The 15,214-nt window shown below is 61.3% G+C and carries 16 protein-coding genes; 13 read left to right on the top strand and 3 right to left on the bottom strand.

Annotated elements, in window-relative coordinates:
• The first annotated feature begins 12 nt into the window (after positions 1-12).
• A complete protein-coding gene (locus ACVHNU_RS17275; RefSeq protein ID WP_045122588.1) occupies positions 13-1,011 on the top strand; it encodes a LysR family transcriptional regulator in 999 nt (332 codons plus the stop codon).
• A 106-nt stretch (positions 1,012-1,117) separates the two neighbouring features.
• On the opposite strand, the gene ACVHNU_RS17270 is transcribed toward ACVHNU_RS17275, so the two are convergent.
• Entirely contained in the window at positions 1,118-1,525 is a 408-nt protein-coding gene (locus tag ACVHNU_RS17270) for a PA2817 family protein (protein ID WP_003227100.1), read from the bottom strand.
• 89 nt (positions 1,526-1,614) lie between these two features.
• Positions 1,615-4,062, bottom strand: coding sequence for an acyl-CoA dehydrogenase (locus ACVHNU_RS17265; protein ID WP_473017925.1), 2,448 nt, complete (start codon positions 4,060-4,062; stop codon positions 1,615-1,617).
• Positions 4,063-4,310: 248 nt separating this feature from the next.
• Here ACVHNU_RS17265 and ACVHNU_RS17260 point away from each other — a divergent pair, with 248 nt between their 5' ends.
• The 4 genes from ACVHNU_RS17260 (at position 4,311) to ACVHNU_RS17245 (ending at position 7,479) form a co-directional block, all read left to right on the top strand.
• Entirely contained in the window at positions 4,311-4,970 is a 660-nt protein-coding gene (locus ACVHNU_RS17260; protein WP_045122587.1) for a transglutaminase-like domain-containing protein, read from the top strand.
• Positions 4,971-5,013: 43 nt separating this feature from the next.
• Complete coding sequence (locus ACVHNU_RS17255; RefSeq protein ID WP_473017924.1) at positions 5,014-5,637, top strand: glutathione S-transferase family protein; 624 nt, start codon at positions 5,014-5,016, stop codon at positions 5,635-5,637.
• 133 nt (positions 5,638-5,770) lie between these two features.
• On the top strand, positions 5,771-6,703 hold the full coding sequence (locus ACVHNU_RS17250; protein ID WP_003227092.1) for an ABC transporter ATP-binding protein: 933 nt from the start codon (positions 5,771-5,773) through the stop codon (positions 6,701-6,703).
• Positions 6,700-7,479 carry an ABC transporter permease gene (locus ACVHNU_RS17245; RefSeq protein WP_003227090.1) on the top strand — a complete coding sequence of 260 codons (780 nt, stop codon included), beginning with the start codon at positions 6,700-6,702 and terminating at the stop codon, positions 7,477-7,479. Before ACVHNU_RS17250 ends, ACVHNU_RS17245 begins: the two co-directional genes overlap by 4 nt.
• A gap of 140 nt (positions 7,480-7,619) precedes the next feature.
• On the opposite strand, the gene ACVHNU_RS17240 is transcribed toward ACVHNU_RS17245, so the two are convergent.
• The gene (locus tag ACVHNU_RS17240) at positions 7,620-8,138 is read right to left on the bottom strand and encodes a DUF2062 domain-containing protein (RefSeq protein ID WP_003227088.1); all 519 of its coding nucleotides are present in this window, start codon (positions 8,136-8,138) and stop codon (positions 7,620-7,622) included.
• A gap of 136 nt (positions 8,139-8,274) precedes the next feature.
• Here ACVHNU_RS17240 and ACVHNU_RS17235 point away from each other — a divergent pair, with 136 nt between their 5' ends.
• The 8 genes from ACVHNU_RS17235 to murB all read left to right on the top strand — a co-directional run bounded on the left by ACVHNU_RS17235 (position 8,275) and on the right by murB (position 15,118).
• The gene (locus tag ACVHNU_RS17235) at positions 8,275-10,488 is read left to right on the top strand and encodes a DNA internalization-related competence protein ComEC/Rec2 (protein WP_473017922.1); all 2,214 of its coding nucleotides are present in this window, start codon (positions 8,275-8,277) and stop codon (positions 10,486-10,488) included.
• 111 nt (positions 10,489-10,599) lie between these two features.
• The gene (locus ACVHNU_RS17230) at positions 10,600-11,235 is read left to right on the top strand and encodes a MotA/TolQ/ExbB proton channel family protein (RefSeq protein ID WP_003227083.1); all 636 of its coding nucleotides are present in this window, start codon (positions 10,600-10,602) and stop codon (positions 11,233-11,235) included.
• A complete protein-coding gene (locus ACVHNU_RS17225; protein ID WP_027612340.1) occupies positions 11,232-11,660 on the top strand; it encodes an ExbD/TolR family protein in 429 nt (142 codons plus the stop codon). Before ACVHNU_RS17230 ends, ACVHNU_RS17225 begins: the two co-directional genes overlap by 4 nt.
• The gene (gene lpxK, locus ACVHNU_RS17220; RefSeq protein WP_473017921.1) at positions 11,660-12,670 is read left to right on the top strand and encodes a tetraacyldisaccharide 4'-kinase; all 1,011 of its coding nucleotides are present in this window, start codon (positions 11,660-11,662) and stop codon (positions 12,668-12,670) included. Before ACVHNU_RS17225 ends, lpxK begins: the two co-directional genes overlap by 1 nt.
• Positions 12,671-12,691: 21 nt before the next feature.
• Positions 12,692-12,877, top strand: a complete 186-nt coding sequence (locus ACVHNU_RS17215; protein WP_003179363.1) for a Trm112 family protein — start codon at positions 12,692-12,694, stop codon at positions 12,875-12,877.
• On the top strand, positions 12,874-13,638 hold the full coding sequence (kdsB, locus tag ACVHNU_RS17210; protein ID WP_473017920.1) for a 3-deoxy-manno-octulosonate cytidylyltransferase: 765 nt from the start codon (positions 12,874-12,876) through the stop codon (positions 13,636-13,638). The genes ACVHNU_RS17215 and kdsB overlap by 4 nt, the downstream gene beginning before the upstream one ends.
• Positions 13,638-14,102 (top strand): low molecular weight protein-tyrosine-phosphatase, encoded by a 465-nt coding sequence (locus ACVHNU_RS17205; protein ID WP_003227075.1) that lies wholly within the window; start codon positions 13,638-13,640, stop codon positions 14,100-14,102. Before kdsB ends, ACVHNU_RS17205 begins: the two co-directional genes overlap by 1 nt.
• Positions 14,099-15,118, top strand: coding sequence for a UDP-N-acetylmuramate dehydrogenase (murB, locus tag ACVHNU_RS17200; protein WP_400509216.1), 1,020 nt, complete (start codon positions 14,099-14,101; stop codon positions 15,116-15,118). Before ACVHNU_RS17205 ends, murB begins: the two co-directional genes overlap by 4 nt.
• The last annotated feature ends 96 nt before the right edge of the window (positions 15,119-15,214 follow it).

Raw genomic sequence — 15,214 nt, 5'->3', positions numbered from 1 at the left:
GACTTGTGCGCTGTGAGCATCAATCTACCGCTGCCACTGCTCGGTGAAATGGCGATTTTCGTCAAGGTCGTAGAGACCGGCAGTTTCTCCGAGGCTGCCCGCCAACTCGGTTCGTCGCCGTCCGCGATCAGTCGCAGCATTTCCCGTCTGGAAAAGGCCTTGGCCACGCGTTTGTTGCAGCGCACTACCCGCAAATTGCGCTTGAGTGACGGTGGCGAGGAAGTGTTCAAGCGCTGTCAGGAGATGGTCAGCGCCGCCAAATCGGTGATGGAGATCAGCGGGCAGTTCACCCACGAGGCGGAAGGACTGGTGCGGGTCAGTGTGCCGAAAGCGGTCGGGCGTTTCGTGATTCATCCGCACATGCCCGAGTTTCTGCGGCGTTATCCCAAGGTCGATGTCGAGTTGCTGTTGGAAGACCGGCAGGTTGATTTGATTGACGATCATGTCGATCTGGCGATTCGCATCACCGATCGACCACCGGCCGGGCTGGTCGGGCGGCAGTTGCTGACCATCGACCATTTGCTCTGCGCCACCCCGCAATACCTGGCCGAACACGGCACGCCGACCCACCCGCATGACCTGCTTGATCACAGTTGCATCTATCTGGGGGAAACCCCGAGCGATGCACGCTGGAAATTCAAGAAGGGCAGTAAAGCGGTGACCGTCGGCGTGCGTGGCCGCTATGCCGCCAACCATACCGGCGTGCGGCTCGGGGCAGTGTTGCAGCACATCGGTATCGGCAGCCTGCCGTACTTCACCGCGCGCTATGCCTTGGAGCAGAAGTTGATTGTGCAGGTGCTGCCGGAATGGACGTTCCTGGCTTCGTATCACGGTGGGCTGTGGTTGCTGCATTCGCCGACGCGTTACCTGCCGCCGAAGCTGCGGGTGTTCATCGATTATCTGGTGGAGTGCCTGGAGAAGGAGCCGACGTTGAGCAAGCCGGGGAAGGCGGGGGCGCCGAATAATCTGGCGATGGCGTATGAATTGCCGGAGAGCGAGGGGCTGCTTTAAAAGCAAAAGATCGCAGCCTGCGGCAGCTCCTACATTGAACGTGCGTACACGAGATCTGTGTAGGAGCTGCCGCAGGCTGCGATCTTTTGATCTTCAAACCATTAAATCAGTGCTTGCTGTCCTGAGCAGACATCGCCATCAGCTGTTTTTCCTGATTCCAGTCGAACGGTTCGTCGTTCTGTTCGGCTTCGTAGCGACGTTCTTCCAGTGCCTGATACAGATCGATTTCTTCATCAGACAGGTAGTGCAGGCAGTCGCCGGCGAAGAACCACAGCAGATCCCGTGGAATCAGGTGGGCAATTTGCGGATAACGGGTAATCACTTGGGTCAGGATGTCCTGGCCCAGGTACTGGCTTTCGATCGGGTCGATCGGCAGGGACGCCAGCAGTTCGTCGAAGCGCTCCAGGAACAAGGCATGGCTTTCTTCGGGAACCTGTTCGGCCTCACCTACGGCGACCAGGATACTGCGCAGATGGTCGAGCAAAACCAGATGATCGGCAACGACGTTGGACACGAGATAAGTCCTCAAGAGCAAAACGGGCGCGGGAGTATAAAGCTCTCGCGCCCGTTTTTCATAAATAAACAGCTACACGGTCGTCAGCATCAGCGGACTTTACCCTCAGCCAGCTTCAGCTCTTCCTTGTCGAAATCATCGACGTCGATCACCTTGCGCCGTGCCGCTTCGGCATCGCGCAGGGTCTGCGCTTCCGCCGCTTGCAACACCCCGGCCTCCAGCGCAGCGTCGATGGCGTGTTCGCCAGCCACCGGTTTGACCTGGCCGCTTTTCAGCGCCGTGTGCAGTTTCTTGTGCAGCGGTTGCGCGGCAATCAGCAGATCGCTGGCGTGTTGCAGAGCACCGACGGCATCGTCGGCAGACTGCGGGCGATAGCAGCCGGCGAGCAGTTCTTCGAGGGTCGGATCGCCTTTGGCGCGACCGATCACAGCTGCCACTTCGGCACCCAGTTTGTCCGAAGGGCCTTTGTGGCGACGACCGAACGGGAACACGATTACCCGCAACAGATAGCCGAACACTTTGTTCGGGAAGTTGCTCAGCAGTTCATCCAGCGCTCGTTCCGACTGACCGAGGCTTTCCTCCATGGCCCAACGGAACAACGGCTCCATATGCGCCGGCGAATCCAGGTCGTGATAACGCTTGAGCGCGGCCGAGGCCAGATACAGGTTGCTCAATACATCGCCCAGACGCGCGGACAGGCGTTCGCGACGTTTCAGTTCGCCGCCCAGCAACATCATGCTGAAGTCGGCGAGCATGGCAAATGCTGCGGCCTGACGGTTGAGTGCGCGGAAGTAGCCCTGACTGATCTTGTCCCCAGGCGCATGTTCGAGGTGGCCGAAGCCCAGGTTCAGCACCAGGGTGCTGGCCGCGTTGCCAACGGCAAAGCCGATGTGCTTGAGCAGCAGGCCATCGAACTCTTTCAGTGCCTGGTCCTTGTCCTCGCGGCCGGCGAGGGCCATTTCCTTGAGGACGAAAGGATGGCAGCGGATCGCGCCCTGACCGAAGATCATCAAGTTGCGCGAGAGGATGTTCGCGCCTTCCACGGTGATGAAGATCGGCGCGCCGTTCCAGCTACGACCGAGGTAATTTTTCGGCCCCATGATGATCGCCTTGCCGCCGTGCACATCCATGGCGTGGCTGATGCACTCGCGGCCGCGTTCGGTCAGGTGGTACTTGAGGATCGCCGACAGCACCGACGGTTTCTCCCCCAGATCCACCGCGTTGGCAGTCAGCATGCGCGCCGCGTCCATCATCCAGGCGTTGCCGCCGATGCGCGCCATCGCTTCCTGAATGCCTTCGAAGGCCGACAGCGGGACGTTGAACTGTTCACGAATCTGCGCGTACTGACCGGTCACCAGGCTGGTGAACTTGGCCGCGCCAGTGCCGACTGCAGGCAGCGAAATCGAACGCCCGACGGACAGGCAGTTCATCAGCATCATCCAGCCCTTGCCGAGCATTTCCTGGCCGCCGATGAGGAAGTCCAGCGGAATGAACACGTCTTTGCCCGAGTTCGGGCCGTTCATGAAAGCGGCACCCAGTGGCAGGTGACGACGACCGATTTGCACGCCGGCGGTATCGGTAGGGATCAGCGCCAGGCTGATACCGAGGTCTTCCTTGTCGCCCAGCAGATGCTCCGGGTCGTAGGCCTTGAAGGCCAGGCCCAGCAGGGTCGCGACCGGGCCGAGGGTGATGTAGCGTTTTTCCCAGTTCAGGCGCAGGCCGATGACTTCCTGGCCTTCCCATTCACCTTTGCAGATGATCCCGGTGTCCGGCATGGCGCCGGCATCGGAGCCGGCCAGCGGGCCGGTGAGGGCGAAGCACGGAATGTCGTCGCCACGGGCCAGCCGCGGCAGGTAGTGATTGCGTTGCTCGTCGGTGCCGTAATGCAGCAGCAGTTCGGCCGGGCCGAGGGAGTTGGGCACCATCACCGTGGAGGCGAGGTCGCCGCTGCGGGTCGCGAGTTTCATCGCCACTTGCGAGTGGGCGTAGGCGGAAAAGCCCTTGCCGCCGAACTCCTTGGGAATGATCAGGGCGAAGAAGCCGTGTTCCTTGATGTGGCTCCAGGCTTCGGGTGGCAGATCCATCGACTGGCCGATTTGCCAGTCAGTGACCATTGCGCAGAGTTCTTCGGTCGGACCGTCGATGAAGGCTTGTTCCTCTTCGCTCAGTTGCGCTTTCGGATAGGACAGCAGTTTGTCCCAGTCCGGACGTCCGCTGAACAGTTCACCGTCCCACCAGACGGTACCGGCATCGATCGCGTCGCGCTCGGTCTGCGACATCGGCGGCAGGGTTTTCTGGAACCAGTTGAACAGCGGCGCGGTGAAGTGTTTGCGGCGCAGGTCAGGCAGCAGCAAAGGCGCGGCAACCGCTGCGAGCACGACCCAGAACACCAACAGCAACCAGCCCGGAGCATGGCTGAAAATGCCCATCGCCAGCAGGTAAATGGCGACGATACCCAACGCGGGCAGGGGGGCGATGCGACGGTGGGCGAGGTACGCCACACCGACGATCAGAACCAGTATCCACAACAACAGCATATGTAATCCTCCGTGAACCAGGGCAAACCGACCCTCCAGAGCTTAGACGGCATCTGTAAAACGGGTTGGTCAGAACATGGTGATTGAACTTGTGGGAAACCCCGGATGGTTTTCGTAGGTTCGGTGGGCAACATCCGTGGGAAATCGTTCGCCGTTCCCGCGTCTTTGCGTCCATGTTTGGCCGAAACGTCGTTATCTCTGTGCTTGAGCTGTCGCTAGACTCGGGACTCACCCAGGAGAACATCGTCATGCGCGAGTATCTGAGTCCCGGCCGCTTCATCGATAGTGACCACCCGGCGGTGGTGGAGTTCGCCGAACAGCACCGGGGTGCCAGCCGCGACCCGCTCGCGCAGGCGATCAGTCTCTATTACGCCGTGCGTGAAGCGGTGCGCTACAACCCGTATACCTTCAGCCTCGACCCGCAGACCTTGTGTGGCAGTTACGCGCTGGCGGCCGGGGAAAGTTATTGCGTGCCCAAGGCCACATTGCTCGCCGGGTGTGCGCGGCATTGCGGCATTCCCGCGCGCATTGGTCTGGCCGACGTCAGGAATCACCTGTCGACCCCGCGTTTGCTGGAGCTGTTGCGCAGCGATGTGTTCGCCATGCACGGCTACACCGAGTTGTTTCTCAACGAGCGCTGGGTCAAGGCCACACCGGCTTTCAACCAGAAGCTCTGCGAATTGTTCAACGTTGCGCCGCTGGAGTTCGACGGGATCAACGACAGCGTTTTCCACCCGTATAACCGTGATGGCGCGCTGCTGATGGAATATCTGGTCGATCACGGCCAGTTCGCCGATGTGCCGGAGCGATTTTTTTTCGAACACCTGGAAAAGTGCTACCCGCATCTGTTCGGCGAACACCGGGCGACGGTGCTGGGCGATCTGCAGAGTGATTTGAGCCGTGCCTGATCCGGCGTATGCTGCTTGCCCACGCATTGGAAAAGAGGCGGTCATGCTGAAGATCTGGGGACGGAAAAACTCATCGAATGTCAGGAAACCACTGTGGGCCGCCGAGGAGTTGGGCCTGGCCTACGAGGCGATTGATGCCGGTGGCGCCTTCGGAGTGGTTGATACGCCCGAATATCGGGCGATGAACCCGAACGGTCGGGTACCGGTGATCGAGGACGACGGCTTCGTGCTGTGGGAATCCAACGCCATCGTGCGTTATCTGCTGGCCAAACATGCGCCAGACCGTGCGTGGTACTCGGCTGACCCGCAGGCCCGGGCCATCGCGGACAAGTGGATGGACTGGACCACCTCCAGTTTTGCCGGACCGTTTCGCACGGTGTTCTGGGGCGTATTGCGCACACCGGCAGACAAGCAGGACTGGCCGGCGATCAACGCGGCGATCAAGGAGTGCACAGCGCTGCTGTCCATGGCCGATCAGGCCCTCGCCCGCCAGCCGTATCTGTCCGGCAGCGACATCGGCATGGGCGATATTCCGCTGGGCAGTTTCATTTATGCCTGGTTCGAGATGCCCATCGAGCGTGCCTCGCAGCCGCATCTGGAAGCCTGGTATGCACGGTTGAAGCAGCGTCCGGCGTATCAGAAAGCGGTCATGACCGCGTTGACTTGATAATAACTATCGACACACTTGACTGTACTTGTGTGGCGGCGGCAAGCACCATTGCGTTCACGCGCCGTGGTTGTTTTGTCCGCCGCCCGGCCCAATCTTTCCTCTTCTTCCCTTCTTGGTGCGTAAATCCGATATGAGTTCCGCTCTGTCCATCCGGCAGCTAACCAAAACCTACGGCAACGGGTTCCAGGCCTTGAGTGGTATCGATCTGGACGTCGCCGAAGGTGATTTTTTCGCCTTGCTCGGCCCTAACGGCGCTGGCAAATCCACGACCATCGGCATTCTCTCGACTCTGGTCAACAAGACCAGCGGCACGGTGAATATCTTCGGTCACGACCTGGACAAGAACCCCGCCGCGCTCAAGCGCTCGATCGGCGTGGTGCCCCAGGAATTCAACTTCAATCAGTTCGAAAAGACTTTCGACATCGTCGTGACCCAGGCCGGTTACTACGGCATTCCGGCGAAAATCGCCAAGGAACGCGCCGAGCAGTACCTGACCCAGCTCGGCCTGTGGGACAAGCGCGATGTGCCCTCGCGTTCGCTGTCTGGCGGCATGAAGCGCCGACTAATGATCGCCCGCGCCCTGGTGCATGAGCCGCGCCTGCTGATCCTCGATGAGCCGACCGCTGGCGTCGACATCGAACTGCGTCGCTCGATGTGGACGTTCCTCACCGAGCTGAACCAGAAAGGCATCACCATCATCCTCACCACGCACTATCTGGAAGAGGCTGAGCAGCTGTGCCGCAACATCGGCATCATCGACCACGGCACCATTGTCGAGAACACCAGCATGAAACAGCTGCTGGGCCAGTTGCACGTCGAAACCTTCCTGCTGGATCTGAAAAACGACTTGAACGCCGCGCCGCAATTGCTCGGCTATCCCGCCCGGTTGCTCGATGGCCATACCCTGGAAGTCCAGGTCGACAAATCCATGGGTATCACCGCGCTGTTCACCCAGTTGGCGCAGCAGAACATCGAAGTGCTGAGCCTGCGTAACAAAACCAATCGCCTCGAGGAGCTGTTCGTGTCTCTGGTAGAGAAGAATCTGTCGAAGGTGGCGGTATGAGTTCCGAGTTCCGTCCCAACCTCGTCGCCCTCAATACCATCGTGTATCGGGAAGTCCGCCGCTTTACCCGGATCTGGCCGCAGACGCTGCTGCCGCCGGCGATTACCATGGTTTTGTATTTCGTGATCTTCGGTAACCTGATTGGTCGGCAGATCGGCGACATGGGTGGCTTCACCTACATGGAGTACATCGTGCCGGGGTTGATCATGATGTCGGTGATCACCAACTCCTACGGCAACGTGGTGTCGAGCTTCTTCGGCAGCAAGTTCCAGCGATCCATCGAGGAACTGATGGTCTCGCCGGTGTCGCCGCACACCATCCTGATCGGCTACACCGTTGGCGGCGTGCTGCGTGGCTTGATGGTCGGGGTCATCGTGACGATCCTGTCGCTGTTCTTCACCCATCTGCAGGTGCATCACCTCGGCGTGACCTTGCTGGTGGTGATCCTGACCGCGACGATCTTCTCGCTGCTGGGCTTCATCAACGCGGTGTTTGCGCGCAACTTCGATGACATTTCGATCATCCCGACGTTTGTGCTGACCCCGCTGACCTACCTCGGTGGCGTGTTCTACTCGATCACCTTGCTGCCGCCGTTCTGGCAGACCGTGTCGCTGGCCAACCCGGTGCTGCACATGGTCAACGCGTTCCGTTACGGCATTCTTGGCGTGTCGGATATCCGTATCGGCATCGCGATCACCTTCATGCTGGTGGCGACGGTGGTGTTGTATCTCGGTTGTGCGCGGTTGCTGGTGAGTGGGCGCGGGATGCGGACCTGATCCGAAACCGCGTCGCTGCCATCGCGAGCAGGCTCACTCCTACAGAAGGGCGCGTTCCAATGTAGGAGTGAGCCTGCTCGCGATGGGGCCTATTCAGGCGCTACAAAAAAACGGCCTCCACTGCGGAGGCCGTTTTGCATTCAGCGCATGCGGTTTTTCTTGCGCCGCGCCCATTGCCGCGCCACCCACCAGCGCCAATAGAGCATCACCGTGAAGTAGGCGAGGATGCCGAGTAGCAGTCCGCATACCACCGACCCCAGCAAAAACGGCTGCCACATGGTCGAGAGCTCTCCGCTGACCCATTCCCAGGTCAACGAATCGGGCAGGGTACGGGCAGGCACATTCATCAACCAGGCCCCGGCCTGATAAGTGCAGAAAAATACCGCCGGCATGGTGATCGGGTTGGTCAGCCACACGAGGCTGACGGCAATCGGCATATTGCCGCGCACGGTGATCGCCAGTGCGGCGGCTACCAGCATCTGCGCCGGAATCGGCAGGAACGCGGCGAACAGGCCGACGGCCATCGCCCGGGCCACCGAGTGACGATTGAGGTGCCAGAGGTTCGGGTCATGCAGCAACTTGCCGAGAAAACGTAAGGATTTGTGTTCCCTGATGCTCGTCGGGTCGGGCATGTAACGTTTGAATAAGCGCCGGGGCATAAGGCTTCTCGGTCGGTTAAGGCGGCAAGTATGTCTGGATTCTACGAAGCGCCCATTCAGACTTTGTGACAATTGTTGACGACGCTTGTGCTCCACGCCAGCTAAGCCTAGTGAGGGCACTCTCAAGGACAGGCTTATGCGCACAGGGATGATGGCGCTGGCAGCCGGTTTGCTGGTTGCAGGTTTTTTGCCGGTTTTACCGCCGGTCGGGTTGATGATGTTGTTGCCCATGGTGGGGCTGATGTTGCTGCCGTTTCGCAGCTATCCCTTGGCATTTCTGCTGTTCGGTTTCACTTGGGCTTGCGTCAGTGCGCAGTGGGCGCTGGATGAGCGATTACCGGCGCAACTTGACGGTGAAACCCGCTGGGTCGAGGGGCGGGTGGTCGGCTTGCCGCAAACCAGCGAGGGCGTGGTGCGTTTCGAGTTGGCCGATGCCCGCTCGCGCCACGACAAGCTGCCGTCGTTGATGCGTCTGGCGTGGTACGCCGGGCCAGCGGTCAAAAGTGGCGAGCGCTGGCGTCTGGCAGTGAAACTCAAGCGCCCCGGCGGTTTGCTCAATCCCGATGCCTTCGATTACGAAGCCTGGCTGCTGGCGCAACGCATCGGCGCGACAGGTACGATCAAGGATGGTCAGCGCCTTGCCGAGGCAAACTGGGCTTGGCGCGACGGCATTCGCCAGCGCTTGCTGGCAGTCGATGCACAAGGGCGGGCTGGTGCATTGGCGGCGCTGGTGCTGGGTGATGGCTCCGGGCTCAGTCGCGAGGACTGGCAGATCCTGCAGGACACCGGCACCGTGCATCTGCTGGTGATTTCCGGCCAACACATCGGGATGTTGGCGACGGTGATGTATCTGCTGGTCGCCGGGCTGGCGCGCTACGGATGTTGGCCGCTGCGCAGGCCTTGGCTGCCTTGGGCCTGCGGGCTGGCGTTTGCCGCTGCGCTCGGTTACGGCTTGCTTGCCGGGTTTGATGTGCCCGTGCAACGGGCCTGTGTGATGGTCGGGCTGGTACTGCTGTGGCGTCTGCGATTTCGCCATCTCGGCGCGTGGTGGCCGCTGTTACTGGCGTTCAATGCGGTGCTGTTGCTCGATCCGTTGGCCAGTTTGCGTCCCGGTCTATGGTTGTCGTTCGCCGCTGTGGGAATTTTGATTTTCACCTTCGGTGGCCGACTCGGTGCGTGGAAATGGTGGCAGACCTGGACGCGGGCGCAATGGCTGATCGCGCTGGGTCTGTGCCCGGTGCTGCTGGCGCTGAATCTGCCGATCAGCCTCAGCGGACCACTGGCGAATCTGCTGGCGGTGCCGTTGGTCAGCCTGTTGGTGCTGCCACCGGCGCTGCTCGGCACGCTGTTGTTGCCGGTGCCTTATGTCGGGGCAGGGTTGTTGTGGCTGGCGGGTGGCCTGATCGACTGGCTGTTTCGCGGCTTGTCGATGATTGCCGGGGCCTGGCCGGCGTGGATCTCGCCGTCGCTGCCGTGGTGGGCCTTGTTGATTGGCAGTCTCGGCGCCTTTTTGCTGCTGTTGCCGCGCGGAGTGCCATTGCGACCGCTGGGCTGGCCGTTGCTGCTGATTCTGGTGGCGCCGCCTCGCGAGCGGGTGGCCGAGGGGCTGGCCGATGTCTGGCAGCTCGATGTCGGTCAGGGCCTGGCGATCCTGATCCGTACGCGTCATCACACGTTGCTCTACGACGCCGGTCCACGCTTCGGCGATTTCGATCTGGGTGAGCGGGTGGTGCTGCCGACGCTGCACAAACTCGGGATCGAGCGCATCGATCTGATGCTGCTCAGTCATGCCGACGCCGACCATGCCGGTGGTGCGCTGGCGGTATCGCGGGGCTTGAAAGTGACTCGGGTGATCAGCGGCGATCCGCCGGGCCTGCCCGCCATACTGCGGGCCGAGGCCTGTGAAACCGGGCGGCAGTGGCAGTGGGACGGGGTCCGTTTTCAGCTGTGGCAATGGTCGGCCGCCAATGACAGCAATCAGCGCTCCTGCGTGTTGCAGATCGAGGCCAACGGCGAGCGTCTGCTGCTGACCGGCGATATCGACATCGCCGCCGAACGGGTTCTGCTCGCCAGTCCGCTGGCCGTGCCGACGCACTGGCTGCAGGCGCCGCATCATGGCAGTCGCAGTTCCTCCTCGATGGCGCTGCTTCGGGCATTGAAGCCGCATTCGGTGCTGATCTCCCGGGGGCAGGGCAATTCGTTCGGTCATCCGCACCCGCTGGTGCTCGCGCGTTATCGCCAGCAAGGGCTGCGCATCTACGACAGCGCGCAGCACGGCGCCATCCAGCTGCGCCTGGGCAGCTTTCAGGCGCCGTGGCTGATGCGTCAACAACGGCGTTTCTGGCGTTGAAACACCATTGATCGCGGGATCGCCGAATGCGGCATCAGGTCGTCGGGGCAGCGGGTCTTAATCGCCAACCGGTATGGTAAAGTGGCGCACTTTTTCGAGGGGACTGTCACTGTGTGGGAATTGGTCAAATCCGGCGGCTGGATGATGTTGCCGATCATTCTGAGTTCCATCGCGGCCATGGCGATTGTCGCCGAGCGCCTGTGGACCCTGCGCGCCAGCCGCGTCACCCCCGAGCATCTGCTGGGCCAGGTCTGGGTCTGGATCAAGGACAAGCAGCTCAATAAAGAAAAGCTCAAGGAATTGCGCGCCAATTCGCCGCTGGGTGAAATCCTCGCCGCGGGCCTGGCCAACTCCAAGCATGGTCGCGAGATCATGAAGGAATGCATCGAAGAAGCCGCCGCGCGGGTGATTCACGAGCTCGAACGCTACGTCAACGCGCTGGGCACGATTGCCGCCATGTCGCCGTTGCTGGGCCTGTTGGGCACGGTACTGGGCATGATCGACATTTTCAGCGCCTTCACCGGTTCCGGCATGACGACCAACGCCTCGGTATTGGCCGGTGGTATCTCCAAGGCACTGATCACCACGGCGGCGGGCCTGATGGTCGGTATTCCGTCGGTGTTCTTCCACCGTTTCCTGCAGCGCCGCATCGATGAGCTGGTGGTGGGCATGGAGCAGGAAGCGATCAAACTGGTCGAAGTGGTGCAGGGCGACCGTGACGTCGATCTGGCCGGGGACAAAGCGTGAAATTCCGTCGCAAACCCCGGGAAACGATCGACATCAACCTCGCGTCGCTGATCGACGTGGTGTTCATCCTGTTGCTGTTTTTCGTCGTGACCACCACCTTCACCCGCGAGACACAGTTGCGCGTCGATCTGCCAGAATCGGTCAGCGGTTCACCCGCCGAAGACCAGCAGCTCAAGCAACTGGATGTCGCGATCAGCGCCGAAGGCGTGTTCTCGGTGAACAACAAGATTCTGCCGAAAAACGACCTGGCGACGCTGATGGAAGCCATGCAGAAAGAAGCCAACGGTGACACCAACATGCCGTTGTCGATCAGTGCCGACGGCAAGACCCAACACCAATCGGTGATCACCGCCATGGACGCGGCCGGCAAGCTCGGTTTCAGCCATCTGCGCATGACCACGGTCGAGGCGGCGCCCAAATCCTGATGAGCCTGTCCGATCGTTTGCTCGCCGCGTGGTATCAGGGGCATCCGGCCCTGACGCTGCTGCGGCCGCTGGAAATGCTCTACCGCCGCGTGGTGGTCAACAAGCGTCAGCGTTTTCTCGACGGTGAAGGCCAGATCTATCAGCCACCGGTGCCGTTGATCGTGGTCGGCAACATCACGGTGGGCGGCACCGGCAAGACACCGATGATCCTGTGGCTGATCGAGCATTGCCGACGCGCCGGTCTGCGGGTTGGTGTGGTCAGCCGAGGTTATGGCGCCAAACCGCCGCAACTGCCGTGGCGGGTCACCGCCGAGCAGAGCGCCGAGATCGCGGGCGACGAGCCGCTGTTGATCGTGCAGCGCACCGGCGTACCGCTGATGATCGACCCTGATCGCAGCGCGGCGGTCAAAGCCTTGCTCGCCAGTGAACCGCTGGACCTGATCCTGTCCGATGACGGCATGCAGCACTACCGCATGGCGCGGGATCTGGAGCTGGTGCTGATCGACGCCGCCCGTGGTTTGGGCAACCAGCGCTGCCTGCCGGCCGGTCCGTTGCGCGAGCCGATCGAACGCCTGCAAAGCGTCGATGGCGTGCTGTTCAACGGTGCCACTGCGGACCGCGAAGATGGCTTCGCGTTTCGCCTGCAACCGACGGCGCTGGTCAATCTGCGCAGTGGCGAGCGCCAGCCGCTCGATCATTTTTCGCCTGGTCAAGCGGTGCACGCGGTGGCCGGGATCGGCAATCCGCAACGTTTCTTCAATACCCTCGAAGCGCTAGACTGGCGAGCAGTCCCCCATGCGTTTGCCGACCACGCCGAATACAGCGTGCAGGCCTTGAATTTCACACCGTCATTGCCGTTGGTGATGACCGAAAAGGACGCGGTGAAGTGCCGTGCCTTCGCAGCAGACGACTGGTGGTATCTGGCCGTCGATGCCGTGCCGTCACCGGCCTTCGTGGTCTGGTTCGACACCCAGTTGATGCGCCTGTTGCCCGATCGTCTTTTGCCTTAACTCTTTATCCAGGGAATGTTCATGGACACCAAATTGCTCGACATCCTCGCGTGCCCGGTCTGCAAAGGCCCGCTCAAGCTCAGCGCCGACAAGACCGAATTGATCAGCAAGGGCGCCGGCCTGGCCTATCCGATCCGCGACGGCATCCCGGTGATGCTCGAAAGCGAAGCGCGTACCCTGACCACTGACGAGCGTCTGGATAAATGACCACTGCTTTCACCGTTGTCATCCCGTCGCGTTACGCCTCGACCCGCCTGCCGGGCAAACCGCTGCTGGATATCGCCGGCAAGCCGATGATCCAGCATGTCTGGGAACAGGCGAGCAAAAGCAGCGCCAGCCGCGTGGTGGTCGCGACCGACGATGCGCGCATCGTCGAAGCCTGCAAGGTGTTCGGCGCTGAAGTGGTGCTGACCCGTGAAGATCACAATTCCGGTACCGATCGTCTGGCTGAAGTCGCCGCCAAACTGGGCCTCGAGCCTGACGCGATCGTGGTCAACGTGCAGGGTGACGAGCCGCTGATCCCGCCAAGCGTGATCGATCAGGTTGCCGCCAACCTCGCCGCCCACACCGAAGCGCGCATGGCCACCCTGGCCGAGCCGATCGAAGACGTCGAAACCCTGTTCAACCCGAACGTGGTCAAGGTCGTCAGCGACCTCAATGGTCTGGCGCTGACCTTCAGTCGCGCGACCTTGCCGTGGGCCCGCGATGCGTTCGCCAAAAATCGCGAGCAGTTGCCGGAAGGTGTGCCGTACCGTCGTCACATCGGTATTTATGCCTACCGCGCCGGGTTCCTTCAGGACTTCGTGAGCTGGGGCCCGTGCTGGCTGGAAAACACTGAATCCCTCGAACAACTGCGTGCTCTGTGGCACGGCGTGCGGATTCATGTGGCCGATGCGTTGATCGCGCCGCCGACCGGTGTCGACACCGCTGAAGATCTTGAGCGCGTTCGTCGCCTGCTGGAGGCCTGATGCGCGTTCTGTTCGTGTGCCTGGGCAACATTTGCCGCTCGCCCACCGCTGAAGGCGTGTTGCGCCACAAACTGCGCGAAGCGGGGCTGGCGGATCAGGTCGAAGTGGCCTCTGCCGGCACCGGTGACTGGCATGTCGGCAATCCGCCGGACAAGCGCAGCCAGGCTGCGGCCAAACTGCGTGGTTACGACCTGTCGGCGCAACGTGCGCAGCAGGTCAGCCGTGCCGATTTCGCCAGTTATGACCTGATTCTGGCCATGGACAACAGCAACCTGCGCAACCTCAAGGCGCTGCAACCGTCCACCGGCAAGGCCGAGCTTGACCTGTTCCTGCGCCGTTATGCCGGTGTGGTCGATGAAGTGCCGGATCCGTACTACGACGGCGATCAGGGTTTCGAGCAGGTGCTGGATCTGATCGAAGCAGCCTGTGACCAACTGTTGATCGAAGTGAAGGGCCGGTTATGAGTTTGCAGGTGCAGCCCCAGATTTCGCTGAAACCGTTCAACAGTTTTGGTGTGGACGTTCGTGCGCAGTTGTTCGCCGAGGCCCACAGCGATGCCGACGTGCGCGAAGCCTTGGCCTATGCGACTGCCCATGACGTGCCATTGCTGGTGATCGGCGGCGGCAGCAACCTGCTGCTGACGGCTGATATCCCGGCGCTGGTGCTGCGCATGGCCAGCCGTGGCATTCGGCTGATCAGCGATGACGGCAGCCGCGTGGTGATCGAGGCTGAAGCCGGCGAACCGTGGCATCCGTTCGTGCAACACACCTTGGCGCTGGGATTTTCCGGTCTGGAAAACCTCAGTCTGATTCCCGGCACCGTTGGCGCGGCGCCGATGCAGAACATCGGTGCCTACGGCGTCGAGATCAAGGATGTGTTCGCTGGGCTGACCGCGCTGGATCGCCAGACCGGCGAGCTGCGCGACTTCAGCCTGGAAGAATGCAACTTCGCCTACCGCGACAGCCTGTTCAAGCAGCAGCCGGGGCGTTGGCTGATCCTGCGGGTGCGCTTCAAACTTGATCGAGCTGCCCACCTGCATCTGGAATACGGCCCGGTGCGTCAGCGCCTGACCGAGCAGGGCATCGAGCAACCGACGCCCACCGACGTCAGCCGCGCGATCTGCAGTATCCGCAGCGAAAAATTGCCGGATCCGGCGGTGCTCGGCAATGCCGGCAGTTTCTTCAAGAATCCGCTGGTGTCGGCGGCGCTGGTCGAGCAGATCAAGGCGCAGCACCCGGATCTGGTGGCCTATGCGCAAGCGGACGGGCAAATGAAGCTGGCCGCCGGCTGGTTGATCGAGCGCGCTGGCTGGAAGGGTTTCCGTGAGGCCGATGCTGGCGTGCATAAATTGCAGGCGCTGGTGCTGGTCAACTACGGCTCCGCGACCGGCCTGCAATTGCTCGATCTGGCGCAACGCATCCAGAAAGATATTGCCGAACGTTTCAATGTCGAGCTGGAAATGGAGCCGAACCGTTATTGAAGCTACGCTTTCCAGACGCCATCCAAAGCCCTGCACTGAGCAAAAGTGCAGGGCTTTTTTGTTAACGGTGGGTTAACTTAGCCAGCTAACGATAAC

It is taken from the genome of Pseudomonas sp. Ors-4-3C (assembly GCF_055755035.1).
This window is presented reverse-complemented; position numbering and strand designations above follow the sequence as displayed.

Bases quoted from the DNA above. Each gene is read 5' to 3' on its own strand.
- kdsB (WP_473017920.1), top strand. From the start codon at position 12,874: ATGACCACTGCTTTCACCGTTGTCATCCCGTCGCGTTACGCCTCGACC.
- murB (WP_400509216.1), top strand. From the start codon at position 14,099: ATGAGTTTGCAGGTGCAGCCCCAGATTTCGCTGAAACCGTTCAACAGT.
- ACVHNU_RS17215 (WP_003179363.1), top strand. From the start codon at position 12,692: ATGGACACCAAATTGCTCGACATCCTCGCGTGCCCGGTCTGCAAAGGC.
- ACVHNU_RS17240 (WP_003227088.1), bottom strand. From the start codon at position 8,138: ATGCCCCGGCGCTTATTCAAACGTTACATGCCCGACCCGACGAGCATC.
- lpxK (WP_473017921.1), top strand. From the start codon at position 11,660: ATGAGCCTGTCCGATCGTTTGCTCGCCGCGTGGTATCAGGGGCATCCG.
- ACVHNU_RS17265 (WP_473017925.1), bottom strand. From the start codon at position 4,062: ATGCTGTTGTTGTGGATACTGGTTCTGATCGTCGGTGTGGCGTACCTC.
- ACVHNU_RS17235 (WP_473017922.1), top strand. From the start codon at position 8,275: ATGCGCACAGGGATGATGGCGCTGGCAGCCGGTTTGCTGGTTGCAGGT.
- ACVHNU_RS17205 (WP_003227075.1), top strand. From the start codon at position 13,638: ATGCGCGTTCTGTTCGTGTGCCTGGGCAACATTTGCCGCTCGCCCACC.
- ACVHNU_RS17255 (WP_473017924.1), top strand. From the start codon at position 5,014: ATGCTGAAGATCTGGGGACGGAAAAACTCATCGAATGTCAGGAAACCA.
- ACVHNU_RS17260 (WP_045122587.1), top strand. From the start codon at position 4,311: ATGCGCGAGTATCTGAGTCCCGGCCGCTTCATCGATAGTGACCACCCG.
- ACVHNU_RS17245 (WP_003227090.1), top strand. From the start codon at position 6,700: ATGAGTTCCGAGTTCCGTCCCAACCTCGTCGCCCTCAATACCATCGTG.
- ACVHNU_RS17250 (WP_003227092.1), top strand. From the start codon at position 5,771: ATGAGTTCCGCTCTGTCCATCCGGCAGCTAACCAAAACCTACGGCAAC.